The following is a 25,738-nucleotide window of genomic DNA, read 5'->3' as shown; positions in this document are numbered from 1 at the left end:
AACGGCGGCTGGTCAGAATGCCGTGAGCCTCACGCCTCCCCAACCTCTTGCGCTTCTCGGCCTACAGCCTGCGATGCTCATCCCTCGCGCGGCTACGGTCGCGCGCATGAACGCGCGCTCCAGCGCGCGCCATGGTGGATGATTCGCGCCATCGTCGCGGCGAGAATGGCCGAGCGACCGAATCCTCAACTCTCGTCCGCCAGGTCACGGATCTGCTGGGTGTAGTTCTCCAGCAACGCCACGGTCCCTTCGTCGCGCGGGTAGATGGCGTGGCGGTTCCACGGGCTGGTCCACTCGTACTCGGACTCGTTGCGGAGGTCCCACACCATCGCGCCGTTGGTCCGGGTGTCGACCATCGCCTCGTACCACCGCTCGTACATCGCGTTGCGCTCGGCGAGTTCCTCGCTGTCGGGCGTGTCGTCGCTCCGGTCGACCTCCCAGCCGAACTCCCCGCAGTAGACGGGCTTGCCGATCTCCTCGTGGGCCTGGGTGGCGTGGTCGCGGATCCACTCCACCGATTCGTCCTTCGAGAGGCCCCAGGCGTTGGGGTAGAGGTGGTAGGTCGCGGCGTCGATGGCGTCGATCCGGTGGGTCTCGACGTAGCGCGTCGGGTCGGCGCCGACGGGGCCGTCGGGGCCGTAGAACCCCTCCATTCCCGTGGAGACGAGGTGGTTGTCGTCGATGCCCTTGATGAACTCCGCGGTCGACTTCACCCACTCCTTGTAGGTCTCGTAGTCGGCCGACCCGACGCGCGGTTCGTTCCCGAGTTCCCACAGCATGATCGTGGGGTCGTTCCTGTACTTGACCCCGGTCACCGTGTTCTCGCGTTCGAGCAGTGTCTCGACGAACCCGCGGAAGTACGACCGGATCTCGTCGCTCGTGTAGAACGCCGACTTGTCGGAGGCGCCGACCCACTCGACGTACTGGGGGATCCCGCCGCGCCAGTCCCAGTAGTTCGACAGGGGCATCACCAGCCGGACGCCCATCCGGCCGAACTGGTAGACGACCCGGTCGAGCAGGCGGAACGCCTCCTCGCTGAACAAACCGGGCGCGGGCTGGAGGTAGTTGTCCTGGCCCTCGCCGAAGGCGGGGACGCGCATGACGTTGAGACCGGGAACCAGATCCGTCCACGTCGAGAGCAACTCTTTGGCGGACAGGCCGCCGTCGTGGCGTGACACCTGCGGGTGGTTGCCGCCGCTGTAGTAGGCGGGCTCGCCGTCGACGACGAACTCCGTTCCATCCGTTTCGACGAACTCCTCGAAGACCACGTCCTCGGCCGACCCCTCGATGGGCGTCAGCGTCGGCACGGGCGTCGACTGCGGGGTCGCCGTGGCGGTCGGACCCGGTTCGACCGTCGAGCCGTCGTCGAGGTAGGTGATCTCGACGTGGCCGAGCTGGCCGCTCCAGGCCTTGTTCCCGCCGGTGAGGACGAACCGACAGCGGTCGGCGCCGTCGGGGAACTCCGCGGAGAGAGTCGCGTGGTGCCACGAGGCGCTGACCTCGCCGTACTCCTCGCGGGCGGCGTCGACCGCCGACCACGAGTCGCCGCCGTCGGTCGACGCCTCCAGGCGCACGTCGCCGCCCTCGGCCTCGTGCCAGTGGAACTGCGCCGACGCCTCGCGGAGTTCGCCGCCGAAGGCGTAGGCGATAGCGGCGTTGTCGGTCGTGCCCGTCCGGACGAACCGCACCTCGTCGGTGCTGCCGTCGGGGTGGACGAAGTGCTCGGTGTTCGTGTCGTCGATACCCAGCAGGTCGGTGTCCGAGGACGGCGCCAGGTCGCCGACGCTGTCGCAGGGATCCGTGAACGTCCGCTCGGTCGGCGTGCCCCCGTCACCGCCACCGTCGCTGTCGCCACCGCCGCCCGGACAGCCCGCGAGCCCGACGGTCGCGGCCGCGAGTGTCGTCCTGAGAACCTGTCTCCGGTCCGGCATACCGCGATCGGTACGGGCTATGTTACAAAAGCACACCGATGGGTCGCCGGACGCTCCGGCCGCGCGCCGGAACGGCAATCGCGCACCTCACGCCCGTTCGCCCCACGCCAGTCCCAGGTAGCCCAGGCCGAACTCCTCGAAGCCGTGGTCCGCACAGTTCGAGTAGACGGCATCGCGCGCGGTCGCGACCCGGCGTTCCAGGCTCTCCGTCGGCGAGACGCGGCCGTCGCCGGGGGCGGCCAGCCGCACGAACGCGCGGAAGCCCAGGTTGAGCGGCGTCGCCACCCGCCGCTCGGAGCGGCCGGCGTTCAACAGTGCGATCCGCCCGCCCGAATCCAGCGTCCCGATCCACCGCTCGACCGCCGGGCGCGGGTCCGCGAACATCCCGACGACGAACATCGCGAGGACGGCGTCGACGGGACCGTCGACGGGCGGCCGGCGCGCGTCGGCCTGCACGAGATGGACGTTCTCCCAGCCGGCGCGGTCGATCCGCTCGCCGGCCCGCCGCAACATTCCCCGAGTCACGTCGACGCCCACGACCCGTCCCTCGGGGCCGACGCGCTCGCGCAACTGGGCGAAGTTCGCGCCGGTACCACACCCCATCTCGACGACCGTATCCCCCGGGTCGAGGTCGAGCCGGTCGGCCGCGCGGTCGCGCCAGGAGTCGACGCCCGGCGCGGTCGCCAGCCAGTCGTAGGCGTTCGCCCAGCGGCCGTAGAACGCCTGGGTCGCCCGGGTGTCGTTGGCCATTAGAGTTCCCTGACGGCCCGGGCAGCGGCCGGCGCCTCCGCGGCCAGCACGTAGACGATCGGTTCGACGCCGAACCCACCGGTCTGGTAGAGCACGTCCGCCTCCGGCGACTCCGCCAGCGCGTCGGCGACGGCCTCGGTCGGGTCGCGGTCGGCGTCGAACTCGACGGCGGTGTACCCCGCCGCCTCCAGCGCCTCGACGAGTTCGGGGTCGTAGCGGACGTTCAGGGCCGCGCGGGCGTCGCTGCCGCCGGCCCGCGCCGCGAGCAGTACGCTCGCGACGTGCTCGCTGACGCCGAACTCCGGGTCCGCGGGGATCGCCGTCGTCCCCTCCAGATCGAGGATCCGCCCCGGCACCGCGGCCACGTCCTCGATGCCGTCGGCGTCGGGCAGGCACTCGACGAGGTTGGAGCCGACCGCCGGCACCAGTTCGGGGAAGTCGTCGGTGTTCTCCAGGATGCGGACGCCCCGCCGGAGCGACGCGAGCACCTGCTCGGCCGCGCGGACGGTGCTGTCGGGGTCGTGGATGGCGAAGCGGTCGTCACCGTACTCGGCGAGGCCGGGCATCTCCTCCTCGTGGAGCTGGGCGAGCATGTCCCCCTGTTCGAGCCGGCGGACGAACACCTCCGCCTCGACGAGCGCCTGGACCGGGCTCATCTCGCCGCTGGCCAGCCCCTCGGCGAGGCGCTCGACCAGTTCGCGCATCCGCCGGTCGGCCAGCAGGCGCTCGTTGCGCTCGACCTCGCCGTGGACGTACTTCGAGACGGCGCTCTGACTGATCCCCAGCAGCTCCGCGACTTCGCTCTGGGTCAGGTCCCGCTCGCGCAGCGCCTCCGCCAGCATCGACCTGAACGTCGGCAGGAACTCGTCGACGACGACCTCCTCGACGAATTTCATCGGCCGGTCACCGCCGTTCTCGACAGCATCTCACTGATCCCCGCCGAACTCCCTATCGCCCTGGATCTTCGAGGCCTGCGGCCCGGACTGGTCCTGGTACTTCGATCCCCGTTCCTCGCCGTAGGGCCGGTCGGCAGGCGTCTTCAGCTCCGTGAAGGTCAGCTGGGAGATGCGCATCCCGGGGGTCAGCGCCACCGGAGCAGTCCCGAGATTCGAGAGTTCGAGCGTGATCTGGCCCTTGTACCCGGGGTCGCACAGGCCCGCGGTCGCGTGGACGACGATGGCGAGCCGGCCCAGCGAGGACCGCCCTTCGACGTGGGCGATGAGGTCGTCGGGGATCTCGACGCGCTCGTGGGTCGTGCCGAGCACGAAGTCGCCGGGGTGGAGGATGTACTCGCCGTCCTCGGGGACTTCGACGCGGTCGGTGTAGTCCTCCGTCTCCTGTTCGCTGTTGGGGTGGATACAGGGGATGTTGGCGTGCTGGAACTCCAGGAACTCCCGGCCGAGCCGCAGGTCGACGCTGGCGGGCTGGATCTGGATGTCTGGGTCGTCGAGCGGCTCGACGACCAACTCGCCCGCCTCCAGGCGCCGCAGAATATCGGCGTCCGACAGTATCATACAGGTGTCTCTCCCCGCTGGCGTGAAAATCTCACGGTTGTCGGCGGTGGGCGGTCGGCGCGTGGGTCGCCAACCAGGAGACGCCGTCACACCGGACTCAGCGCGCCGATCCGCTCCGGCCAGTCGGTCAGCGAGACGTAGTAGCCGGCGAACAGCGCGTAGACGACGGCGGCGGGGCCGAGGAAGTTGCGCCAGCCGGCCACCCAGATGCCCATCGCGGTGACGACGACCGCGACCAGCGGCGTCCCCCACAGCGCGAGCAGGTCCCACTCCTCGCGGTGGACCGCCGCCCGGACCCCCAGCGCGGCGAGGACCATCAGGGGTACCAGAGTCAGACTTCCCTTCAGCGCGTGACTCGACGACCAGCCGGGCATCACCGGCGAGAAGAACCACAGCCCGCGCAGGACCGCGATGGCGACGACGTGCGCGGCGTTGGCGACGAAGAAGTCGACGACGCCGCTCGCGGCGGCGGGCTCGTAGCTGTAGACGACCCGCTCGGGCGTGACGATGATCCCCTCGCGCCAGTGGTACAGCATCGACCCCTTGGCCCAGCCGAACTGGAGGCGATAGGCGATCCCTGCGGCGAGCGCGCCGACGATACCGAGGTTGACCTTCGCCGGGAACCCGAGGTTCAGCCGGTGGTCGCTGTCCGCCGGCAGGAGGTCGTAGAGGAGGTACGCGCCGACGATGGGGAGACCGTTCGGGCGGGCGAGCGCGACGAAACCCAGCGACCCGAGCGCGAGCAGACGGTTGCGGGTCGTCGGCGTCGTGTGGTAGTGGGCCAGCCGCCACAGCGCGAGCGCGAGCGCGAACGTGAGCACGAACTCCGACTGCGGGCGGGCCGCCCACCGGTAGACTTCCCACTGGAGCGCGAGCGCGCCGCCGGCGACGAGCCCCGCGGAGCGACCGACGAGGTGGCGCCCTGCCGCGTAGACGAGGACGGGCGCCAGCGCCGAGAGGACGACCTGGACGCCGACCCAGCCGTGGACCCACTCGCCGGTCGCCTTCAGCCAGCCGCAGTAGGGTAGCCAGTAGCCCGAGTAGGCGACCGCGCGGGTCCCGAGCAGGGTCCCGACGGAGAGGTCGCTACACCACGTCAGGTAGCGGGTGCCGTCGCGGACGACGTGGGTGCCCATGTCGGCCCACACCCACGAGCGCAGGGCGAGCGCGACCAGGAAGAGGAGAGCGGCGTCGCGCGCCCCCGCGTCGTCGGGGAGGGGCTCGGAGAGGGCGTCGCGGACGCTGGAGCGGCGGAGGACCATCGATAGCGTGGCTGACACCTCCCTCCCTTGAAAATCTTCTTCATGCGACCGCAGGGGTCCGACGGGATCGACACGGCGGGGGCGAGACGCGGGCCACAGCGCCGGCTACCGCTCGGCGGGTTCGTAGACGAACCGCTCGACGCGGGCGGGCGTCGCCTCGGCCGGTCCGCCCTCGGCGACGGCGTAGGGGCCGACCACGACGCCGGTGAACCCGCCCGCGACCTCCGTCGAGAGGTACTTCGGGCGCGCCTCGGCGACGACCTCGCCGTCGACCAGGAACTCGTAGGACTCGGCGACGGCGTCGACCCCGAGCGTCACTCGCTCGCCGACCGATTCGCGCGCGAGCACGTCGGTCGCGTCGCCGACGGTGACGCGGACGACGGCCTCGCCGTCGCCGGCGTCACCGCGGCCGGCCTCGCCGCGGTCGGCGCCACTGTCGTCCCCGCCGACGATGCCGACCTCGTAGTGGTGCTGTTCGTCCATGACGAGCGCCAGTCCGGCCTCCTCGCCGGGGTCGGGGTCGAAGGCGACGTCGGTTCGGATCCGACAGTCGAAGTTCGTCTGCCGACGCGCGAGGAAGGTCGTCCCCTTCTCGTCGAGGGCCTCGGGGCCCCCGCGGAGGACGAGCCCGTCGCCGGTGAAGTCGTAGCGGTCGCGGTCGGGCGTCCGCCGGTAGATCCACTCGTGGCTCCGCCCCTCCGAGAAGTCGGTGTCCGTGTGTTCGACGGGGTTCGGGCCGGCGTCCACTGGGTCAGCGTCACCCGGCAGGTCGGCGGCGTCGATCTCGGCCGGGACCTCCTCGCCGTCGACGACCGGCCAGCCGTCCTCCCAGGCGACGGGTGCGAGGAACGTCTCGCGGCCGAGGTGGTGCCAGCCGGGGAAGCCGCCGCGCGGGCGGATCCCCAGGCAGACCAGCCACCAGTTCCCGTCGGCGTCGGTCACCAGGTCGGCGTGGCCCGTCGCGTGTACGTCCCGGTAGAAGTCGTCGCGGTGGGTGAGGACCGGGTTCTCGGGGTGGGGCTCGAACGGCCCCGTCGGGTCGTCGCTCCGGCCGACCGTCACCGAGTGGCCGGTGTGGGTACCGCCCTCCGCGGCGACGAGGTAGTAGGTCTCCGCCCGCTCGTAGATGTGGGGCGCCTCGGCGTGGGGGTCCTCGTGGCCGGTCCAGACGGTCCGCGACTCACCCAGTTCGCCCGTCTCCGGGTCGATCTCGGCCTGCTCGATCCCGCGGTCGGTGTCGGTCGTGAAGTAGGTGAAGTAGGCGGTGTCACCGTCCCAGAAGAGGTCCGGATCGATGCCGGGCGCGTCGATGTAGACGGGGTCGGACCACTCGCCGGCGGGGTCGTCGGCGGTGACGACGAAGTGGCCGCCGCCGCTGGTGTTCGTCGAGGTCAGGTAGAACGTGCCGTCGTGCTCCCGGATCGTCGGCGCGAAGATCCCGCCCGAAATCCGGGCGTCGCAGGTGTCCAGTTGCGATTCGCGGGTGAGCGCGTGGCCGATGGGTTCCCAGTCGGCCAGGTTCCCGCTCCGGTAGAGCGGCAGGCCGGGGAAGTACTCGAAGGAACTCGTCGCCAGGTAGAACGTCTCGCCGGCCCGGCAGACCGACGGGTCGGGGTGGAAGCCGGGCAGGACGGGGTTGGACGGCATACCACAGCGCTCGCCGCCGCGGGCCGTAACTCCTGCGGAGCCTCGCGGTCGCCCGGGCGTCCGGCGGGGATGGAAAGGCAGTTACGCGCCCCCTGCCTCGGGGCGACCATGAAGCAGGCCATCGTCGCCCGCGCCGACCTCGGGATGGGCGAGGGGAAACTCGCCGCGCAGGTCGCCCACGCCTCGCTCATGGCCTACGAGGACGCCGACCGGGGGGCCGCCAGCGAGTGGAAGGGCAGCGGTCAGAAGAAGGTCGTCCTGCAGGCCGACAGCGAGTCCGAACTGTTCGAACTCGCCGACAAAGCCGAGCGCGAAGGGCTCCCCCACGCCGTCGTCCGCGACGCCGGCCACACGCAACTCGAACCGGGCACCGCCAGCGCCCTGGCCGTCGGCCCCGCGCGCGACGACCTCGTCGACAAGGTGACCGGCGACCTCTCGCTGTACTGAAAACACGCGACTACGGCGTCGCGGTCGGTCGATCGACTCGCACAACCGGCAAGCGTTTTTATACTACAATCCCTAACCCCAGGTTAGTCACGACGACTCAGTGACGCACTATGCAGGATCAGAACCAGCAGGCGTACGACCGCGGGACCTCGATCTTCTCGCCGGACGGACGCCTCTATCAGGTCGAGTACGCTCGGGAAGCGATCAAGCGCGGCACCGCCAGCGTCGGGGTTCGCACCGCCGACGGGGCGGTGCTCGCCGCGGACAGGCAGGTCCGGTCGCCGCTCGTCGAGGAGGGGAGCATCGAGAAACTCCACCGCGTCGACGACCACATCGCGGTCGCGAGCGCGGGCCACGTCGCGGACGCGCGCCAGCTCGTCGACTACGCCCGCGAGCAGGCACAGGTCAACCGACTGCGCTACGACGAACCGATCGGCGTGGAGTCGCTGGCGAAGGAGGTCACCGACTACATCCAGCGCTACACCCAGAGCGGCGGCGTCCGCCCGTTCGGCGTGGCGCTGGCCATCGGCGGCGTCGACCCCGACGGGACGCCGCGGCTCTTCGAGACCGACCCCTCGGGGACGCCCTACGAGTGGCAGGCGACCGCCATCGGCGGGAACCGCGAGCGGCTCATGGGCTTCCTCGAAGACGAGTACCGCGACGGGATGGACCTCGACGCCGGGGTCGCCCTCGCGCTGGAGGCGATCGGGGAGGGCGACGAGGACGGGACGGTCGACTCCGAGGCGGTCGAGGTGACCGTGGTCGACACCGAGACCCACCGGGTGCGCTCGCTCGACCCCGAGGCGATCGAGAGCCACCTCGCCGAACTGGACCTGGAAGGTGAGGCCGATGAGTAAGTTCACCGACCCGCTGACCGGCGCCGACGCCGTCGGCGACCCGACCGCGCCCGAACTCGGCGACGGGTTCGGCGACAGCCACTCCGGCGGCGGAAGCGGAGCGGGCGGATCCGGGAACGGGACCGGGAACGCCCGGGCCCGCGACGAGGAGTCGGTCAACAAGACCGGGACGACGACGGTCGGTATCGCCACGGAGGACGGCGTCGTCGTCGCGACGGACATGCGCGCCTCGCTGGGCGGGCGGTTCGTCTCGAACAAGTCCGTCCAGAAGGTCGAGCAGATCCACCCGACGGGCGTGCTGACGCTCGTCGGTTCCGTGGGTGGTGCACAGTCGTTCATCCGGACGCTCCGCTCGGAGGCCGACCTCTACGAGGTCCGCAAGGGCGAGTCGATCGGCATCCACGCGCTGGCGACGCTGGCGGGCAACTTCGCCCGCGGCGGGCCGTGGTTCGCCATCAACCCGATCCTCGCGGGCGTCGACGAGGAGGGGAGCCACGTCTACAGCATCGACCCCGCCGGCGGCGTCATGGCCGACGACTACACCGTCACCGGCTCGGGGATGCAACTCGCACACGGGGCCATCGAGGGCGAGTACGACCGCGAGATGAGCCTCGCCGAGGCGCGGGACCTTGCGGTGCGGGCGGTCGAGGCCGCCAGCGAGCGCGACACCGGCTCGGGCAACGGCGTCTACGTCGCCGAGGTCACCGCCGAGGGCGTCGACATCGAGGGGTTCGACGACACCGCCGCGGCGCTGGCCGAGTAGCGAGCGAGAACGCGAACGCGCCGGCCCCGCGACCCACCCGTTTTCGAAACGGACGCGAGCGGCCGCGGCGGCCTAGTTGTTGAGGAAGTAGACCTGTTTCCGGGCGTCGTGGAAGCTGTACCGCGAGCCCACGAGGCCGGACTCTTCGAGGCGATTGAGGGCGTAGCGGACGGTCCGGTCGGGCAGCAGCGACTCCTCGGCCAGTTGCCCCTGCGAGAGCGGTGCGTCCGTCTCCAGTACCTTCGCCACTAGCTTCGCGCTCGGGGGGAGCTCGCGGAGCCGCTCGCGGAACTCCGCCTCACCCAGCGCCTCCTCCGCTGCGGCCTCGTCTATCGTCGTGCTCATGTCACCTCGTCTCGCGAGGGTACTGGTAAAAGTTGGCTATATGGGTGACCATACAGTGCAAACCATATAAGGTGACCTATTATTTCTGCCCGTTCGTCGAATACGTCGCCGGTAGGCGGCGGTTTCGGCCGGATCCGCCGCGGAAAAGCGGACGCGGTCGCCCCCGAACACACCTTTTCGTCGCTGTGGGCCGACGCTCCGGTATGGCGTCGATCCCGGAGTCGTATCACGAACTGTTCGACAAGGAGACCTACGCGCACTTCGCGACGCTGACGCCGGAGGGGTTCCCGCACGTCACGCCCGTCTGGATCGACTACGACCCCGACGCCGACCGGGTCCTGGTCAACACGGCGCGGAGCCGCCGGAAGGAGCGCAACGTGCGCGAGGACCCCCGTGTCGGCGTGAGCATGGTCGACCCCGACGACGCGTACCGCTACCTGTCGGTGGTCGGTGAGGTGACTACGCTGACCGAGGAGGGCGCGGAGGCCCACATCGACGAGCTCGCGTCCCGGTACCTGGGGGTGGACACCTACCCCGGCTACGACGACGACCCCGGCCCGAGAGTGATCGTGGAGATCCGGCCGGACGAGGTGTTCGCGTCGGACGTCTCGTAGCGACCCTGGGGAGAGCACCGGCGGTCGGCGACCGACGCCCGACGGCGCGTGTCGCCCCCGACCGCTTTCAGTACTCTTTTGCCCCCCGCGGCGGGAAATTCGGGTATCGTGAAGGGTCAGGAGTGGTACCAGCAGGAAACTGTCGTCGAGTCCTACGAGGACAAGCGCTTCTCCCGCGGTGGGGGTCGGCTCACCGACCGGCTGGAGAAGGAGGCGGTCGGCGAGGCGCTCGCGCCCGTCGAGGGCAGGAAGATACTCGAGATCGCCTGCGGCACCGGCCGGTTCTCGGTGATGCTCGCCCGGCAGGGCGCGGACGTGGTCGGGCTCGACATCTCGGCGCCGATGCTCGGCGAGGGCCGCCGGAAGGCCCACCGGGCCGGCGTCGACGACCACCTCGAGTTCCTGCGCGGGGACGCGGCCCGTCTCCCCTTCCCGGACGACCACTTCGACTCCGTGTTCGCCATCCGCTTTTTCCACCTCGTCGACGAGCCCGCCGAGTACCTCCGCGAACTCGCCCGCGTCTCGAGCGACCAGGTCGTCTTCGAGACGTACAACCGATTCTCCGGGCGGTCGCTGTACAACTGGGCGCTCCCGATGGGGTCGCGGCTGTACTCCCGCCGGGAGGTCGACGGGATGCTCGCGGCCGCCGACCTGCGGCTGACCGACGAGACCCACGAGTTCGTCGTCCCGTTCGGCCTCTACCGCAAGCTCCCCGGCGGCGTCGCGAAGGCCTTCCGCCGCGTCGAGGAGGGGCTCGACCGCACGCCGCTGGGCGACAGCCTCGCGTCGATCTCCTACTGGGACGCCACCGTCGAGTAGCGCGGCCGCCCGCCGCTCCCCGCCCCCGCTCGGACGCTCCCGGCTCGCAGTCGCCCGGTTCTCGCACTGCGTCTCGCCGTCGCGGGGGCCGGTCGTCCCACGGCTTTTATACGCGTCGAGGCTGCTACGGACAGTATGCAGCTCTCGGTGGTGGTTCCGACGCTCGACGGCCGGGAGCAACTCGCACGGACGCTGGACGCGCTGGCCGAACACGTCCCGGCGGCCGAGGTGGTGGTCGTCAACGGGCCGTCGACCGACGGGACGACCGGGATGGTCCGCGAGCGCGACGACGTGGACGTGCTCGTCGAGGTCGCCGACCGCACCGTCACCGCCGCGCGCAACGCCGGCATCGAACAGGCCACCGGCGACGTCGTCGCGCTGGTCGACCAGGGGCTGGCCGTGACCGACGAGTGGCACGACGCGCTGGTCGCCGGCCTGGACGGGGCCGACGTGGTGTCCGGTCCCGTCCACGAGCGACTGCGCGGGGGGATGACCACGGAGGCGGTCGAGTCCGACGCGCTCGCCGGCCGCGAGATCACCTACTTCAACGGCGGCAACGTCGCCTTCTCGCGGGGAGCGCTCGACGCGCTGGACGGCTTCGACGAGTACCTCGAGATCGGTAGCGCCCGCGACGGCGCCCACCGGCTCGCGAACCTCGACTACGCCGTCTCCTGGCAGTCCGAGATGGGCGTCGCCCGCGAGGTCGGCGCCGACGGCGGCGGGCCGACGAGCGACCCCGGCTGGAAGTACCGCTCGCTTTCCTACCGCCTCGTCAAGAACTACGGCGTCCGCCCACGGGTGGCCGCGCGGATGGTGACCCACGCCGGCCGCGACGCACTGGACTCCCTGCGGGACGTGGCCCGCGGCGACGGCACGCCCTCGAACTGGCTCACCACCGGCCGCGACGTGCTCTCCGGGCTGGCCGTCGGCGCCAAGGACGGCGCCTGGGCGCGCCTGCTCGACCGCTCGGACCGCCGCAACCCCTACGGCCGCTCGGCCCGCTCGGACCGGGCCGTCGCCGTCTACGACCGTCGCTGACCGATTCACTCTCGAACTCCGAATAGCGAGTGTCCGAACGACCTGTGCAGGCACTTCTGACGAACGCTGCCGGTGAGAGTAGCGGATGCGGTGCGGTCGGCGCGCGCTGGAGCGCGCGTTCATGCGCGCGACAACACCGCGCGAGGGATGAGCGACGACAGGAGCGAATCGGCTGGGGAGGTATGTGGCCGTCTGCGGTTGCGGTGCTGTTGCGGTCCTGGCGGACTGAACGGGCGAGACGCGCTCGCGTTCATGTAGTCGTCTGAGCGACCGCTACCCGAGCGGAGCGAGGATATGTCGCTCAGCGACCGCGAGCGCGTCGAGGGCGTTCAGCGGTTGCCGTCCACGGGAGTGGAGCCGGTTTAGAGGGAGTTCGAGCAGAGCGTTCACCGTTCGCTCTCGACTGGAGGTGTCGCGACGGACAGTCCACCGGGCCTGTCCCAGACATCTGAGCCGAGAACTCCCTATCCGTCGCCGGCGGGTGCGAGCGCGTCGAAGACGCGGCCGGGGTTGTTCGAGAAGACTTTGCGCATGGCGTCCTCGGGTACGTCGAGGGTGAGGACCTCCATGACGGCGACGTTGGGGTGGGCGGCGGGCGAGCCGCTGCCGAAGCAGACCCGGTCGGGGTGTTCCATGATCGCCCGCTCCAGCGGGTCGCGGTAGCGGACGAAGCTCGTGTCCAGGTACAGCGACCCGGAGTAGTCCAGCATGTCGATGCTGCGCTCCATCAGCTCCCGGTCGAGCGGGTGGCCGCCGAAGTGGGCGAGCACGACCGGGAAGTCGTACTCCAGCAGCGTCGCCTCGACGGCCTCCGGCGGGAACTCGCGGCCGCCGTGGACGATGGTCGGCAGGCCCACGTCGGCCAGCCCTTCGAGGACCTCCTCGTCGGGGAGGCCGTCGCGGGCGGGGTGGAGCTTGAAGCCGACGAACCGATCGTCGTAGGCGTACTGCTCCACGTCGCCGGGGGAGGTGTGGTGGTCGCGGCGGCTCGCGGTGAGGTTCCGGAGTTTCGCGGCGGTCGTGTCCGCGGGGTCGCGGGCGCCGTTGATCCGGGCGACCGCGACGAACGGCCGGCCGACGCTCATCCGCGCGACGGCGTTGTTCGCCGGCAGGTAGTTGCCCTCGCGGGCGCTCGGGAACACCAGCGACCGCACGACGCCGGCCTGGTGCATCTCCCGCTCCAGCCGCTCGGGGTCGCCCAGCCCCGCCCGCTGGCGCCGGTCCTCGTCCGGCTCCAGCCGCGCGTGTACGTCGACCACCCGGAACCCGTGCTCCAGCTCCAGCATTCACCCTACCATGTGTGGAGGTGGTTAAAACGGTTGTCGGAGCGACCGCATTCGACGACGAACGGTGAACGCCCTCGCCGCGCTCGCTCTGAACCGGATCGACTGCCGTGGACAGCAACCGCCGAACGCCCTCGACGCGCTCGCGGTCGCTGAGCGACATATCCGCGCTCTCGGCACCGCCCGCGCGGATAGGGGTCGCTCAGGCGACTGAACTGGACGCGAGCGCGCCTCGCCCGTTCAGTCCACCAGGGACCGCACAACACCGCAGAGGGCCACGAACCTCCCCAGCCGATTGCGCTTCTCGGCCTCCGGCCTGCGATGGCTCATCCCTCGCGCGGCTGTTGTCGCGCGCATGAACGCGCGCTCCAGCGCGCGCCGACCGCACCGCCTCCCCGGTTCCCCACGCCCGAATCCGGTGGCATCGCCCCGCCGAGATTCATCGTATATAAACGCTTCCCGGGCGGGCGAATGGTGACTCCTCACACACCGCTGGCGGTGGTTGCGGGGGAGGCTTGGAAAAATTTATATAGAACCGCTAACGATGAATAGATGAAACTCAACCATGTCATCTGGCCAGCGACGCATGGGTGGACAGCCGATGTTCATCCTCAACGAGGACAGTGAACGCACGCAAGGGAAAGACGCCCAGAGCTCCAACATCACGGCCGGGAAGGCCGTCAGCGAGTCCGTCCGGACCACACTCGGTCCGCGCGGCATGGACAAGATGCTCGTCTCGGACAGCGGCGACGTCGTCATCACGAACGACGGCGCGACCATCCTGGACGAGATGGACATCGAGCACCCGGCCGCCCAGATGATCTCCGAGGTCGCCGAGACCCAGGAGTCCGAGGTCGGGGACGGCACCACCACCGCCGCGGTGCTCGCCGGCGAGCTGCTCAGCCAGGCCGAGGACCTGCTCGACGACGACGTACACCCGACGACCATCGTCGAGGGGTACTACGAGGCGCTCTCGATGGCCCACGAGGCCGTCGACGAGATCAAGCTCGACGAGGAACTCGACGACGAGCTCCTCGAGACGGTCGCCCGCTCGTCGATGACGGGCAAGGGCACCGGCGACGTCTCCGCCGACCGGCTCGCCGAGGTCGTCGTCGACGCCGTCCGCCGGGTCGCCGGCGACGGCGGCGTCGTCCGCGACAACATCACCGTCTACACGCAGACGGGTTCCTCCTCCTCGGCCACGCGGCTGGTCGACGGCGTCCTCGTCGACGAGGAGCCGGTCCACGACAACATGCCGACCAGCTTCGAGGACCCGCAGATCGCCTTCGTCAACGACGACATCGAGGTCCGCGAGGCCTCCATCGACGCCGAGTACAACGTCTCCAGCGTCGACGACCTCAACACCGCCATCGAGGCCGAGGAGAACGAACTCCGCGGCTACGCCGAGCACGTCATCGACCTGGGCGTCGACGTGCTGTTCGTCGACGGCGACGTGGCCGACCAGGTCGCCGCCATCCTCGCGAAGAACGGCGTCGCCGCCTTCGAGGTCGGCGACGACGAGGGCGAGGAGCTCGCTCACGCGACCGGCCTCTCGCGGGCCGCCGGCGTCCAGGAGCTGGCGGCCGACGACCTGGGCTCGGCCGGCTCCATCGGCGTCGAGAAGTTCGGCGACGAGTACGTCACCTTCGTCGAGGACGGCGCGGCCGGTCAGTCGGTCACCGTCTTCGCCCGCGGCGGCACCGAGCACGTCACCGACGAACTGGAGCGCGTCCTCGGCGACGCGCTGGACGTGGTGACCGCGGCGCTCGACCAGGGCGGCGTCGTCCCCGGCGCCGGCGCCGCCGAGATCGCGATCGCCGACCACATCCGCAGCGAGGCCGCCAGCGTCGAGGGCCGCAAGCAGCTCGCCGTCGAGGCCTTCGCCGACGCCGTCGACGTGCTCCCGCGCACGCTCGCTGAGAACACGGGTATGGACCCGATCGACGCGCTGGTCGACCTCCGCGCCGAGTACGAGAGCGAGGGGATCGCCGGCATCATCTCCGAGGGTCAGACCGGCGTCATCGACGACCCCGTCGAACTGGGCGTGCTCGACCCCGTCGCCGTCAAGCACGAGGCCGTCGAGTCCGCCGCCGAGGCCGCGACGATGATCGTCCGCATCGACGACGTCATCTCGGCGAGCTAACGAGAGCGTCTCGTCGCGAGCGCATAACTCGCCGAGATCCGAGGCGAGCTAACGCGACCCCCTGTCGGGCTTCCGAACGCGCACTCCCCGATTTTTCCCACCCCGTCCGGACAGCGGCGCACCTGCCGGCCGCGCCCCGTTGTCTGTCGCCGCTGCGGTCCGTCGTCCAACCCGGGGCGGTTCGCCGGCGCCACCTTCAACCGGGCGAGGGCCGAACACCGACCCAGTCGTGTCCGGAGCACAACTCGGGCTGAAAGAGAGCGTGTCGATGGCGCTGGGCGGGATGATCGGCGGCGGCATCTACGCCGTCCTCGGCGTCGTCACGGGGATCACCGGCCCCGCGACGTGGGCGTCGTTCGCGCTGGCGGGCCTGGTGGCCGGCTGTGCGGGCTACTCCTACAACGCGCTCAACGACATCGACGATGACAACCAGGGCGGTTCCGTCTCGTTCGTCCAGTCGTTCGTCGGCAACTCGACGCTCGCGGGGATGGTCGGCTGGACGCTCCTCTTCGGCTACGTCGGGTCGATGGCGATGTACGCCTTCGCCTTCGGCGAGTTCACCGTCGCGCTGGAGGGAGTGCCCGACTCGGTCGCGGCGGTCCCGCTCCGCCCGGTCGTCTCCGTGCTCGCCGTCGCGGGGTTCGTCGGGCTGAACCTGCTGGGCGCCCAGGCGACCGGGGGCGCCGAGAACGTCCTCGTCGCGGCGAAGGTGGGCGTCCTCGTCGCGTTCGGCGTCGGCGGCGTCGCCTACGTCGCCACCGGCGCCGACGGCGCGACGCTCTCGCTGGGCCTCTCCCGGCTCACCTCCTTCGGCCCGGTCGTCGCCGCGGCGGTCTCGTTCGTCGCCTTCCAGGGGTGGCAGTTGCTCTTCTACGACCAGGAGAGCATCGCCGAGCCCGTCGAGACGATCAGGAAGGCGGTGTACGTCTCCGTCCCGCTCGCGGTGGCCATCTACGCGCTGGTCGCGGTCGTCACCATCGCGCTGGCGCCCGAGGCGCTACGCACCCACCCCCACACGGCGCTGGCCGACGCCGCCGGCGCGATCGCGGACCCGCTGGGCCTGCGCCGGGCGGGGACGTTCGCCATCTCGCTGTCGGCGCTGTTCTCGACGGGCTCGGCCATCAACGCGACGCTGTTCTCGACGGGCCACTTCGCGAAGGGGATGCTCTCCGACGACCTGCTGCCCGACCGGATCGGCGACTCGGCCGCCGAGGGGATCCCGACCCGGACGCTACTGCTCCTGGGCGTCGTCACCGCTGCGTTCGCGGCGGTCGGGAGCCTCGGCGGGATCACCTCCTTCGCGTCGGTCGCGTTCATCGTCGTCTTCGGGTCGATGAGCTACCTCGCGCTCCGGGAACGGGACCACGACCGGGTCAACCCACTCCCGCCCGCGGTCGGACTGGTCGGCACCGCCGCGTTCCTGCCGCTCCTCTTCTGGCACCTCTACACGAACCAGCGCCACACGTTCTACGTCGTGGTCGCCGTCTCGGTCGTCGCCGTCACCGTCGAACTGCTCTACTTCGAACGGGACGCCATCGAGGAGGAGGTCGAGTCGGTCGGCCCCGACATCGTCTGACCGCCGGGCACTCCCCGGCCGGATCGACGGCGCCGGCGTCACGACCGGGCCGCCTAAGAGCGGGTTGCGAACGCCGGACACCGACCCAAGTGGCGCCGCTTCGAGTGGGGACGTGTATGTCCGACGACAAACCCCACGCCGGCGGAAGCATCGAACCCGGAGACACCTCACAGCGAGTGGGCGTGACGAGCCTCGAAGAGCGCGGCCTCGACGTGGACGAACTGATCGACAAGCTGAAAGCCGCCGCCGGCGCCGAGTTCACGACCTACTACTACTACACGAACCTGCGGATGCACCTCGCCGGCCACGAGGACTACAAGGAGATCACCGAGGACGCCCGCCTGGAGGACCGGGCGCACTTCGAACTCGTCGCGCCGCGGATATACGAACTCGGCGGGGCCCTGCCCAACGACATCCGGGAGTTCGCGAACGGGGCCTCCTGTCCGGACGCCGAACTCCCGGTCCCCTACGAGGGCGACATCCCGGACACGGAGGACCTGACGGCCGAGGACACCCTCGAAGTCCTGCTCGAAGCGGAGCGCTGTGCCATCCGGACCTGGTCGGAGATCTGCGACATGACCGAGGGCAAGGACCGCCGGACCTTCGACATGGCCCAGCGGATCCTCCAGGAGGAGATCGAACACGAGGCGTGGTTCGTCGAGCTCCTCTCGATGGAGCGCGACGGCGAGATCAACCCCGCCGGCCACTTCGTCCGGGGCGAGCCCGGCGACGCGCCCTACTCGACGAACCGCCGGATCAACGACAGCGCCTGAGCGGCCGACCGGCTCCGGTTTCCGCCCCTTCGCGGCGGCCGCCACGCTCAACGGCGTGCGGGCCCAACCGTGCCCGTGACCACCTATTCGGTCGAGATCGAGGTGCCGGACGAGCACGACATCGAGGGCGTCGACCCCGGCGGGAGCGTTACCGTCGACGTCGACGAGTCGGAGTACGTCCTGGCGGCCGCCCGCGACCGGGGGATCTGGTTGCCGGCGTTCTGCCAGCAGGGGTGGTGTACGACCTGCGCGGCCGAGGTGCTGGACGGCGACCTGGACCACAGCGACGCGAAGCGGTACTACGACATCGACGCGGAGGCGGGGTTCGCGCTCACCTGCGTCGCCAAGCCCCGCTCGGACCTGCGGCTGCGCGCCTGCGCGGAGATCGCGATGAAGGAACACCGCGAGGAAAACGGGCTGCAGCCGACGCCGTAGGTCGAGGCCCCGGAGCCACCGATTCAGTCGTCTTCCTCGGCTTCCCACCGTTCGGACACGTCGTCCTTGGCGACGGTCTGGAGGCGCTGGACGCCGCTGAACTCGTCGATCACGTCGGCGACCACGTCGGGGACGCGGTCGGTCCAGGTGTCGTCGGCGAGCATCCGCCGTCGGATGTCGCTACCCTCCAGGCGCTCGCGGTCGAACATCGGCGACTGGCGCACCTCGATGCCCCGCTCCTCGAACAGCTGGACGACCAGGGGGTTGTTCGAGTAGGCCACGTCGAAGCTGGGGGACATGCTCTGGATGTGGCTGACCCAGACGGCGTTGCGGTCGATGTCCTCGATGGGGACGACGTAGGTCGGCACGTCCACGTCCTGGACGGCCTTGCTCACCATCATCACGCGTTCGCCCGCAGTGAAGGGGTTGCGGACGGTGTGCGAGGCGTCCGCGCTGCCGATGCCGAGGACGAGCTCGTCCACCTCGTCGACGATGTGGTCGACCATCGCCCGGTGGCCGTTGTGGAACGGCTGGAAGCGCCCGATGTAGAACCCGCGCGTCATACGCCACCGTGTGCGGAGCGACCACATTAACCCCCGTGTCTCGCCCGGCGGTCCGCGGGCGCGGCCGGTATCCGTTCGACGGCGACTCGCGGTACCGACCGCGCGACGGTCACCCGCCGCGTGTCGCGGCTAGACACCCCCTGTTTTTTCCGAGGTGACCGGTAGGAGCCGTGTACTCCGAGCGTGCCGAAACCGCTCGTGTCCGTCGATTTGAGGGCGTTATCCGATCTCCAGAGGGGAGAAAGTATATCAATAAACAGCCCTTGGCTTCTGATGTCAGAATCGCTTATATGAGTGAAAATATCGACACCGACGATCCGTCCGCCGACGAGGCGGACGAGACCGAGGAGGTCGGCGTGGCCGACGAGGCGCCGGACTCGACTCCCGACGAGCGAGGGGGAGAGCCGGGGTCGCCGGGCGACGCCGAGGGCGGCGACGAGTCGGACGCCGACGGGTCCGGGGACGGCGAGAGGGCCGTTCCGACCGGCGACGACCTCGGGAGCGCCGTCGAGATCGACGCCGACGAGGCGGTCGTCGAGAACGCCGACGAGGACCTGCTCGGCGGGCTCGACATCGAGACGACCGCCGAGATCGAGGTCCCCGACCGCAAGGTCGACCAGGTAATCGGACAGGACCACGCCCGCGACGTGGTGATGAAGGCGGCCAAGCAGCGCCGCCACGTGATGATGATCGGCTCGCCCGGGACGGGCAAGTCGATGCTGGCGAATGCGATGAGCCAGCTGCTCCCCAAGGAGGAGCTGCAGGACGTGCTCGTCTACCACAACCCCGACGACGGCAACGAGCCGAAGATCCGCACCGTGCCGGCGGGGAAGGGCGAACAGATCGTCGACGCGCACAAGGAGGAGGCGCGCAAGCGCAACCAGATGCGGTCGTTCCTGATGTGGATCATCATCGCGATCATCATCGGGTACGCGCTGCTCATCCAGGGCTCCGTACTCTTGGGCATCCTCGCGGCCGGCGTCGTCTATCTCGCCTTCCGCTACGGCTCGCGGGGCAACGACGCGATGATCCCGAACCTGCTGGTCAACAACGCCAACCAGCAGGTCGCGCCGTTCGAGAACGCCACCGGCGCCCACGCCGGCGCGCTGCTGGGCGACGTCCGCCACGACCCGTTCCAGTCCGGCGGCATGGAGACGCCGAGCCACGACCGCGTCGAGGCCGGGGCCATCCACAAGGCCAACAAGGGCGTGCTGTTCGTCGACGAGATCAACACGCTCGACATCCGCTCACAGCAGAAGCTGATGACGGCCATCCAGGAGGGCGAGTTCTCGATCACCGGCCAGTCCGAGCGCTCCTCGGGCGCGATGGTCCAGACCGAGCCCGTCCCGACGGACTTCATCATGGTCGCAGCCGGGAACCTCGACGCCATGGAGAACATGCACCCGGCCCTGCGCTCGCGTATCAAGGGCTACGGGTACGAGGTGTACATGGACGACACCATCGACGACGACCCCGAGATGCGCCGCAAGTACGCCCGCTTCGTCGCCCAGGAGGTCGAGAAGGACGGCCGCCTGCCCCACTTCGACGAGGAGGCCGTCGAGGAGGTCATCCTCGAGGCCCGCCGCCGGTCCGGCCGCAAGGGTCACCTCTCGCTGAAGCTACGTGACATCGGCGGGCTTGTCCGCGTCGCGGGCGACATCGCCCGCGCCGAGGACAAGGAGTTCACCGAACGGGCGGACGTGCTCCAGGCCAAGCGCCGGTCGCGCTCGATCGAGCAACAGCTCGCGGACAACTACATCGAACGGCGCAAGGACTACGAGCTGACCGTCAACGAGGGCGACGTGGTCGGCCGCGTCAACGGCCTCGCGGTCATGGGCGAGGACTCCGGTATCGTCCTCCCCGTCATGGCCGAGGTCACGCCCTCACAGGGTCCCGGCGAAGTGATCGCCACCGGCCAGCTCCAGGAGATGGCCGAGGAGGCGGTCCAGAACGTCTCGGCCATCATCAAGAAGTTCAGCGACGAGGACATCTCCGAGAAGGACGTCCACATCCAGTTCGTCCAGGCCGGCGAGAGCGGCGTCGACGGCGACTCCGCCTCGATCACGGTCGCGACCGCAGTCATCTCCGCGCTGGAGGACGTGCCCGTCGAGCAGAACCTCGCGATGACCGGCTCGCTGTCCGTCCGGGGCGACGTGCTCCCGGTCGGCGGCGTCACCCACAAGATCGAGGCCGCCGCCAAGTCCGGGCTCGACACGGTCATCATCCCGAAGGCCAACGAGCAGGACGTGATGATCGAGGACGAGTTCAAAGACGAGATCGAGATCATCCCGGTCCAGCACATCTCCGAGGTGCTGGAGGTCGCGCTGGCCGGCGAGCCCGAGAAGGACTCGCTGGTCGACCGCCTCAAGTCCATCACGGGCAAGGCGCTCGAACAGCGCGAGGTCGGGCAGACCGGCGGCTCCCCGAGCCCGCAGTAACCGCGCGTCGCCGCCGCGACGCCGCACCCGTTCGGACCGCGTTCTCGCTTCTTTCGGCTCCGAAACGACTTTCGACCGCCGAGTCCCAACTCCGGGTGTGACGCTCTCGCCGGCCGTCGGCCCCGCCCTCCAGACCGCCCCCGAGACGGATCTCGCGGGGTTCGCCTGGCTCGTCGCCGCCGTCCTCGCGGGCTTTCTGATCCTCGCGCGGCTCTCGCAGGGCGTCGTCGACGGCGACGGGGACGACGAGGCGGCGGACCCGAAGCAGCCGCGACCGTCGGGACGGTCTGGGTTCGACGGACGCGACCCTGCCGCGGGCGAGCGGGGCCCGAACGCGGCCGAACGGGACCCGAACGCGACCGGACGGGACGCGGCAGGGAACAGCGACGGCGACGAGGCGGGGGACGCTCCCGGGTCCTCGCCGGTCGCGCACCCGCTGGCGCCCGACGGGGCGGTGGGCCCGACCGAGGACGCGGATCGACCCGGCGCCGCCGAGGCGGACCGGGTGCGGGAGCCGCTCGAACCCGCGGTCGCGCACAACGCCCGGGAGGGACCGGCGATGTCGCCCGGAGTGCTCCTGTTGAACGTGGCGCTCACGCAGGGGCTGTTCGGCGCCATCCTCGCGGGCGGAGCCTGGTACTTCGGCGTCCCGCTCGACGCGCTGGGCGTCAGCGGCGACCCGCTCTCGACGGGACTCCCGGCGGTGGCCGTCGGCGTGGCGTTCGGGGTCGTCCTCTGGGTCGGCAACGAACTCGCCTCCGGGCTGGCGGCGGCCTCGGGCGCCGACTACGACGAGGGGTTGCGCGAGTTGCTCGCGCCGGAGGGCGTCCGGGGCTGGGGACTGTTGCTGGGGGCGACGCTGCCGACCATCGCGGTCGTCGAGGAGTTCATCTTCCGGGCGGCGGTCGTCGGCGCGGTGACGCCCGCGCTGGACGCCTCGCCGTGGCTGCTGGCGGTGGTCTCGTCGGTCGCGTTCGCGCTCGGCCACGGCGCCCAGGGCCGCGTGGGCGTCCTCGTCACCGGCGGCCTCGGCTTCGCGCTCGCAGCCGGGTTCGTCCTCACCGAGAGCCTCCTCGTGGTGGTCGTCGCCCACTACCTCGTCAACGCCCTGGAGTTTCTCGTCCACGAGGGGCTCGGCCTGCCCGACCCCGTCTGGTCGTAAGCGGAGCGTTGCCGTTTAGTGACAACCGGTCGAACGGTCGCGCATGAACGTCGACGACGCCTTGGTCCGCCGAGCGACGCTCGCGGGGTGGGTGCTGCTCGCGCTGGCGTGGCTCGCGGTGGCCGTGACCGACTCGACGGGCGGCCTGGCGTTTCCACCGACCGACCTCGCGGTCGGGCTGGCGCTCGTCCTCGGGGGCGTCGGCGCGGTGGCCGTCGCCGGGACGGACGCGCAGGCGCGCCTGCTCGCCGGCGGACTGCTCGTCGTCGGCGGGACCGCGCTCGTGCTGTCGGCGGTCGTCGCCGGGCCGATACCTGCCGGCGTCGCGTGGTTCGCGGTCGGGACGGGGACGCTCTCGCTCCTGGGAGACCTCGCCACCTTCGCCGCGATGTTGCTGATCCTCTCGGACGGGGCCGAAGACGCGGACGGGACCGCGGCCTGACTACAGCCCTTCGAGCGAGCGCAGGCGCTGCTCGACCTCCGCGGGGGCGGCGCTGGGCCCGTCGCGGACCCGGTGGTCCGGGATCAGCAGCGGCGCGGGGTTGTCGGCCAGCGCGCTCCGGGCGGTGCGCACGTCCTCCTCGTCGTCCGGGTCGCCGTCGGGCGTCATCCGGACGAGCCGGTCGACGCTCACCTGCTCGCCGTATGGGATCTCCCGGACCGCCTCCAGCACCGCGCGCCGGTCGGTCGGGACCGTCAGCGCGACGGTCACGTCGGCGAAGTCGTCCTCGGCGCCGGCGAGGTACTCCTCGATCCGGTCGAGCAATGCGTGGTCGTCGACCGCCTCGTCGTCCGGACTTTCCGGGAAACTCACCGAGAGCACCCGCCCCTGTGCCGCCCCGAACTGGACGTGCCGGTCGAGATACGACGACTCGCGCGCGTAGATCCCCGCCTCCTCGTTCATACTTCCCACTCGGGGTGGTTGGTCCTTGAATATTTGTACGAGGGATCTGCCTCCCGACCGGCGGCCGCCGCTCGCGGCGCGACTCGTCGCCACCGGACCCGCTGCTACCGCCCACGCCGGCGACGGTCCGGCCAATTTGTTTTTATAACGATAGTTGAATTTATATGGCAGCCGTCAATTTGGTGGAATATGCGGAAGCCTGGCAGCATCCGTGACAAGGAGTTATCGCGACGCCGGTACGCGCAGATACTGGCTGGAATGGGAGCCGCAGGCGTGGCTGGCTGTGGGAGCGACGGTGGATCCACCGACACACCCGGTTCGGAGGACACCCCGACACCGACGCCCAGCGGCGACGGTGGCGACGGCGGCGACGGTGGTAACACCGAGACCGACAGCGCCACCGCGACCGAGCGAGAGCCGGTGACCCGCCAGATCAACTGGGCAGTCGGCAACTCGCCGGACGTGTTCGACTGGAACCCCTGGACGCCACAGAGCAACACGGGGCCGGACCTGTGGATGACGGACCTCCACGGGCTGCGGAACGTCCACACGACGAACAACTCCTACAGCGGGACGACGGTGCCGACACCGCACAAGCCCGACCACGAGGAGGTCGAGATCATGACGTGGATCTCGGGCTACGAGGTCGAGCCGCCGTACGACTGGTACGACCACCACGACGACCGCTCGACCTACTGGAACGGTGACCCCCACGACGCGGTCGCCCGCGAGAAACACAACCACGTCCACTGGTTCCAGGACGGGAACAAGTTCACCGAGGGCACCACGTTCAACCAGCGAGCCGAAGAGCAGTGGACGCTCCACCAGTGGCAGGCGAAGGGGTCGGTCCCCGAGCAGGAGCCCAACCCGACGGCGCGGGTCGTGCTCGAATCGAACGCCGGCCCGGTCGACGGCAACCCGCCGATCCACCCGGACTTCACCGAGCCGTACCTTGAACGGTACCGGGACGCGGGCAACTCGGACCAGGTCAGCTCGATCACGGACGAACTCGTCAGCGACCGGATCAGCCTCGACCGGATCGCCATGGAGGGCGGCACCGACGAGATGCTCGCCGGGTCCGGCCCCTACCGGCTGGAGTCGATGGACGACGTGGGCTCCGAGCGGATGCTCCTCCGGTTGAACCCCGATCACCCGAACGCGGAGAACACCAACATCGAGAAGCTCTCCATCTACTGGGCGGAGGGCGACCGGCGCCAGACGCTCATCAACGAGGGCGTGCTCGACCTCGACGACGGGGCCGTCACCGACAGCGGGGCGACCACCCGCTCGTCGCTGCCCGACTACATGCAGGAGTTCACCCGGTGGCTGCGCGCGACGGGCGGCGACGTCTGGCAGCTCAACTGGCAGAACGAGCACCTCCAGAACCTCTGGGTGCGCCGCGCGCTCATCGAGGCCATCGACTGGAACGCCGTCTCCGCGAACGGCTGGGGCGAGGACGCCTCCCAGGTCACCCAGCACGACACCTTCCTGCTGGACGCCCAGTCCGAGAGCACCTTCTCCGAGGACTTCCTCGATAGCCTGCACCTCTACTCGCGGTCCTCGAACAAGGAGAACGCCAACGAGTACATGCGGCGGGCGGGCTACAGCAAGCAGGGCGGCCAGTGGGTCGACCCCAACGGCAACCCCGCGTCGATCGACCTCTCCTCGCGGTCGAGCAGCCCCGCTAACGTCCAGGGCGCCCAGACCATCCGCGCGAACCTCGCCAACTGGGGCTTCGGCGTGAACTTCACCACGATGGGCTGGAGCAACTGGTCGGCCTCGATCAACCCGAGCGAGGGGCTCAACTACGACTCGACCATGTTCTGGCACGGCGACCCGTACGTCTTCCAGTACTACCACGACCGCGGCGCGTGGTGGGACCTGGGCCTTGTCGCCGGCAGCCCGACCGGCAACCCCTTCGACGCCGACCCCGAGGACGAGGTCGACACCCAGGGCAAGCCGATCGTCCAGGACGTGCCCAACGAGCCAGGCGCCTTCGAGGCGCCCGACGAGGCCGGCAAGTCGCCCGACCTCGACAACGCGACCGAGGTCAACCTCGTCGAGACCGTCAACCAGATCCGCGCGCCCGGGAACAGCGAGGAGGAACTCCAGGAACTGTACCGCACCTGCGCGAAGTACTACAACTTCTACGTCCCGCACTTCGTCTTCCACCAGTACCTGATGGGGTCGTTCGGCGACGTCCGCGACTTCGACTGGCCGGACCCCTCGGCCCGCGCGTTCGACTACGAGCGCTCGTTCGGTATCGAGGACGTGCTCGTGCTCGGCGGCATCGCCCAGGCCAGCACCGACACCGACTTCGAACCGCCGCAGTAAGCGGCTGACCGCGGGTTCGACTCGTCGTTTCGGTCACGCACCGACCCGGCCGTCCGAGTTCGCTCCGTTCTTTCGCGCCGTCAGTCCCGACGCTTCGACCGAAGCGGCTCTCCGGAGCGGTCGGATGAGGGGACGGAGCG

At 70.1% G+C, this 25,738-nt stretch carries 24 protein-coding genes; 14 read left to right on the top strand and 10 right to left on the bottom strand.

All coding sequences use genetic code 11. The features are described from left to right. Window positions 1-185: 185 nt before the first annotated feature. The 6 genes from ACMGFI_RS10600 to ACMGFI_RS10575 all read right to left on the bottom strand — a co-directional run bounded on the left by ACMGFI_RS10600 (window position 186) and on the right by ACMGFI_RS10575 (window position 7,104). Window positions 186-1,931: a glycoside hydrolase 5 family protein gene (locus ACMGFI_RS10600; protein WP_436909508.1), complete on the bottom strand. Its 1,746-nt coding sequence runs from the start codon at window positions 1,929-1,931 to the stop codon at window positions 186-188. A gap of 87 nt (window positions 1,932-2,018) precedes the next feature. Then, complete coding sequence (locus ACMGFI_RS10595) at window positions 2,019-2,681, bottom strand: class I SAM-dependent methyltransferase (protein ID WP_436909506.1); 663 nt, start codon at window positions 2,679-2,681, stop codon at window positions 2,019-2,021. Then, a complete protein-coding gene (locus ACMGFI_RS10590) occupies window positions 2,681-3,577 on the bottom strand; it encodes a thiamine-phosphate synthase family protein (RefSeq protein WP_436909504.1) in 897 nt (298 codons plus the stop codon). Before ACMGFI_RS10590 ends, ACMGFI_RS10595 begins: the two co-directional genes overlap by 1 nt. A 30-nt stretch (window positions 3,578-3,607) precedes the next feature. Beyond that, on the bottom strand, window positions 3,608-4,195 hold the full coding sequence (gene dcd / locus ACMGFI_RS10585) for a dCTP deaminase (protein WP_436909502.1): 588 nt from the start codon (window positions 4,193-4,195) through the stop codon (window positions 3,608-3,610). An 86-nt stretch (window positions 4,196-4,281) separates the two neighbouring features. Next, window positions 4,282-5,457, bottom strand: a complete 1,176-nt coding sequence (locus ACMGFI_RS10580; RefSeq protein WP_436909500.1) for a glycosyltransferase family 39 protein — start codon at window positions 5,455-5,457, stop codon at window positions 4,282-4,284. Between the two features lie 105 nt (window positions 5,458-5,562). Beyond that, window positions 5,563-7,104, bottom strand: coding sequence for a glycoside hydrolase family 43 protein (locus ACMGFI_RS10575; RefSeq protein WP_436909498.1), 1,542 nt, complete (start codon window positions 7,102-7,104; stop codon window positions 5,563-5,565). 108 nt (window positions 7,105-7,212) lie between these two features. On the opposite strand from ACMGFI_RS10575, the gene pth2 reads away from it, so the two are divergent. The 3 genes from pth2 to ACMGFI_RS10560 all read left to right on the top strand — a co-directional run bounded on the left by pth2 (window position 7,213) and on the right by ACMGFI_RS10560 (window position 9,171). After that, entirely contained in the window at window positions 7,213-7,551 is a 339-nt protein-coding gene (gene pth2 / locus ACMGFI_RS10570) for a peptidyl-tRNA hydrolase Pth2 (RefSeq protein WP_436909496.1), read from the top strand. Window positions 7,552-7,661: 110 nt separating this feature from the next. Continuing rightward, on the top strand, window positions 7,662-8,408 hold the full coding sequence (gene psmA, locus ACMGFI_RS10565) for an archaeal proteasome endopeptidase complex subunit alpha (RefSeq protein WP_436909495.1): 747 nt from the start codon (window positions 7,662-7,664) through the stop codon (window positions 8,406-8,408). Beyond that, window positions 8,401-9,171 (top strand): archaeal proteasome endopeptidase complex subunit beta, encoded by a 771-nt coding sequence (locus ACMGFI_RS10560; protein WP_436909493.1) that lies wholly within the window; start codon window positions 8,401-8,403, stop codon window positions 9,169-9,171. Before psmA ends, ACMGFI_RS10560 begins: the two co-directional genes overlap by 8 nt. Window positions 9,172-9,243: 72 nt before the next feature. Here ACMGFI_RS10560 and ACMGFI_RS10555 read toward each other — a convergent pair whose 3' ends face one another. Further along, window positions 9,244-9,516 (bottom strand): MarR family transcriptional regulator, encoded by a 273-nt coding sequence (locus tag ACMGFI_RS10555; RefSeq protein WP_436909491.1) that lies wholly within the window; start codon window positions 9,514-9,516, stop codon window positions 9,244-9,246. Window positions 9,517-9,719: 203 nt separating this feature from the next. Between ACMGFI_RS10555 and ACMGFI_RS10550 the strand changes: the two genes are divergently transcribed. The 3 genes from ACMGFI_RS10550 (at window position 9,720) to ACMGFI_RS10540 (ending at window position 11,987) form a co-directional block, all read left to right on the top strand. Then, window positions 9,720-10,130, top strand: coding sequence for a pyridoxamine 5'-phosphate oxidase family protein (locus ACMGFI_RS10550; RefSeq protein WP_436909489.1), 411 nt, complete (start codon window positions 9,720-9,722; stop codon window positions 10,128-10,130). 108 nt (window positions 10,131-10,238) lie between these two features. Next, a complete protein-coding gene (locus ACMGFI_RS10545) occupies window positions 10,239-10,949 on the top strand; it encodes a class I SAM-dependent methyltransferase (RefSeq protein ID WP_436909488.1) in 711 nt (236 codons plus the stop codon). A 135-nt stretch (window positions 10,950-11,084) separates the two neighbouring features. Continuing rightward, on the top strand, window positions 11,085-11,987 hold the full coding sequence (locus ACMGFI_RS10540; RefSeq protein ID WP_436909486.1) for a glycosyltransferase family 2 protein: 903 nt from the start codon (window positions 11,085-11,087) through the stop codon (window positions 11,985-11,987). A 464-nt stretch (window positions 11,988-12,451) separates the two neighbouring features. Here the strand turns inward: ACMGFI_RS10540 and ACMGFI_RS10535 are convergent, their stop codons facing one another. Then, complete coding sequence (locus ACMGFI_RS10535; RefSeq protein ID WP_436909485.1) at window positions 12,452-13,273, bottom strand: amidohydrolase family protein; 822 nt, start codon at window positions 13,271-13,273, stop codon at window positions 12,452-12,454. Window positions 13,274-13,871: 598 nt separating this feature from the next. On the opposite strand from ACMGFI_RS10535, the gene thsA reads away from it, so the two are divergent. From thsA to ACMGFI_RS10515, 4 genes are all read left to right on the top strand, one after another. After that, window positions 13,872-15,413: a thermosome subunit alpha gene (gene thsA, locus ACMGFI_RS10530; protein ID WP_436909483.1), complete on the top strand. Its 1,542-nt coding sequence runs from the start codon at window positions 13,872-13,874 to the stop codon at window positions 15,411-15,413. A gap of 229 nt (window positions 15,414-15,642) precedes the next feature. After that, the gene (locus ACMGFI_RS10525) at window positions 15,643-16,989 is read left to right on the top strand and encodes an APC family permease (protein ID WP_436909481.1); all 1,347 of its coding nucleotides are present in this window, start codon (window positions 15,643-15,645) and stop codon (window positions 16,987-16,989) included. Window positions 16,990-17,105: 116 nt separating this feature from the next. Continuing rightward, window positions 17,106-17,762: a DNA protection during starvation protein gene (gene dps, locus ACMGFI_RS10520; protein ID WP_436909479.1), complete on the top strand. Its 657-nt coding sequence runs from the start codon at window positions 17,106-17,108 to the stop codon at window positions 17,760-17,762. 75 nt (window positions 17,763-17,837) lie between these two features. Further along, entirely contained in the window at window positions 17,838-18,197 is a 360-nt protein-coding gene (locus ACMGFI_RS10515; RefSeq protein WP_436909477.1) for a 2Fe-2S iron-sulfur cluster binding domain-containing protein, read from the top strand. Between the two features lie 23 nt (window positions 18,198-18,220). Here the strand turns inward: ACMGFI_RS10515 and ACMGFI_RS10510 are convergent, their stop codons facing one another. Next, window positions 18,221-18,760: a nicotinamide-nucleotide adenylyltransferase gene (locus ACMGFI_RS10510; protein ID WP_436909475.1), complete on the bottom strand. Its 540-nt coding sequence runs from the start codon at window positions 18,758-18,760 to the stop codon at window positions 18,221-18,223. A 290-nt stretch (window positions 18,761-19,050) separates the two neighbouring features. Between ACMGFI_RS10510 and lonB the strand changes: the two genes are divergently transcribed. The 3 genes from lonB to ACMGFI_RS10495 all read left to right on the top strand — a co-directional run bounded on the left by lonB (window position 19,051) and on the right by ACMGFI_RS10495 (window position 22,802). Continuing rightward, window positions 19,051-21,198: an ATP-dependent protease LonB gene (gene lonB / locus ACMGFI_RS10505; RefSeq protein ID WP_436909474.1), complete on the top strand. Its 2,148-nt coding sequence runs from the start codon at window positions 19,051-19,053 to the stop codon at window positions 21,196-21,198. A gap of 97 nt (window positions 21,199-21,295) precedes the next feature. Then, window positions 21,296-22,360, top strand: a complete 1,065-nt coding sequence (locus ACMGFI_RS10500) for a CPBP family intramembrane glutamic endopeptidase (protein ID WP_436909472.1) — start codon at window positions 21,296-21,298, stop codon at window positions 22,358-22,360. A 43-nt stretch (window positions 22,361-22,403) separates the two neighbouring features. Then, window positions 22,404-22,802 (top strand): hypothetical protein, encoded by a 399-nt coding sequence (locus ACMGFI_RS10495; RefSeq protein WP_436909470.1) that lies wholly within the window; start codon window positions 22,404-22,406, stop codon window positions 22,800-22,802. Here the strand turns inward: ACMGFI_RS10495 and ACMGFI_RS10490 are convergent, their stop codons facing one another. Next, a complete protein-coding gene (locus ACMGFI_RS10490) occupies window positions 22,803-23,264 on the bottom strand; it encodes an MGMT family protein (protein WP_436909469.1) in 462 nt (153 codons plus the stop codon). 273 nt (window positions 23,265-23,537) lie between these two features. Between ACMGFI_RS10490 and ACMGFI_RS10485 the strand changes: the two genes are divergently transcribed. After that, a complete protein-coding gene (locus ACMGFI_RS10485) occupies window positions 23,538-25,598 on the top strand; it encodes an ABC transporter substrate-binding protein (protein WP_436909467.1) in 2,061 nt (686 codons plus the stop codon). The last annotated feature ends 140 nt before the right edge of the window (window positions 25,599-25,738 follow it).

Origin of the sequence: Halosimplex marinum, from assembly GCF_051414075.1 — an archaeon.
GTDB lineage: Archaea > Halobacteriota > Halobacteria > Halobacteriales > Haloarculaceae > Halosimplex > Halosimplex marinum.
This window is presented reverse-complemented; position numbering and strand designations above follow the sequence as displayed.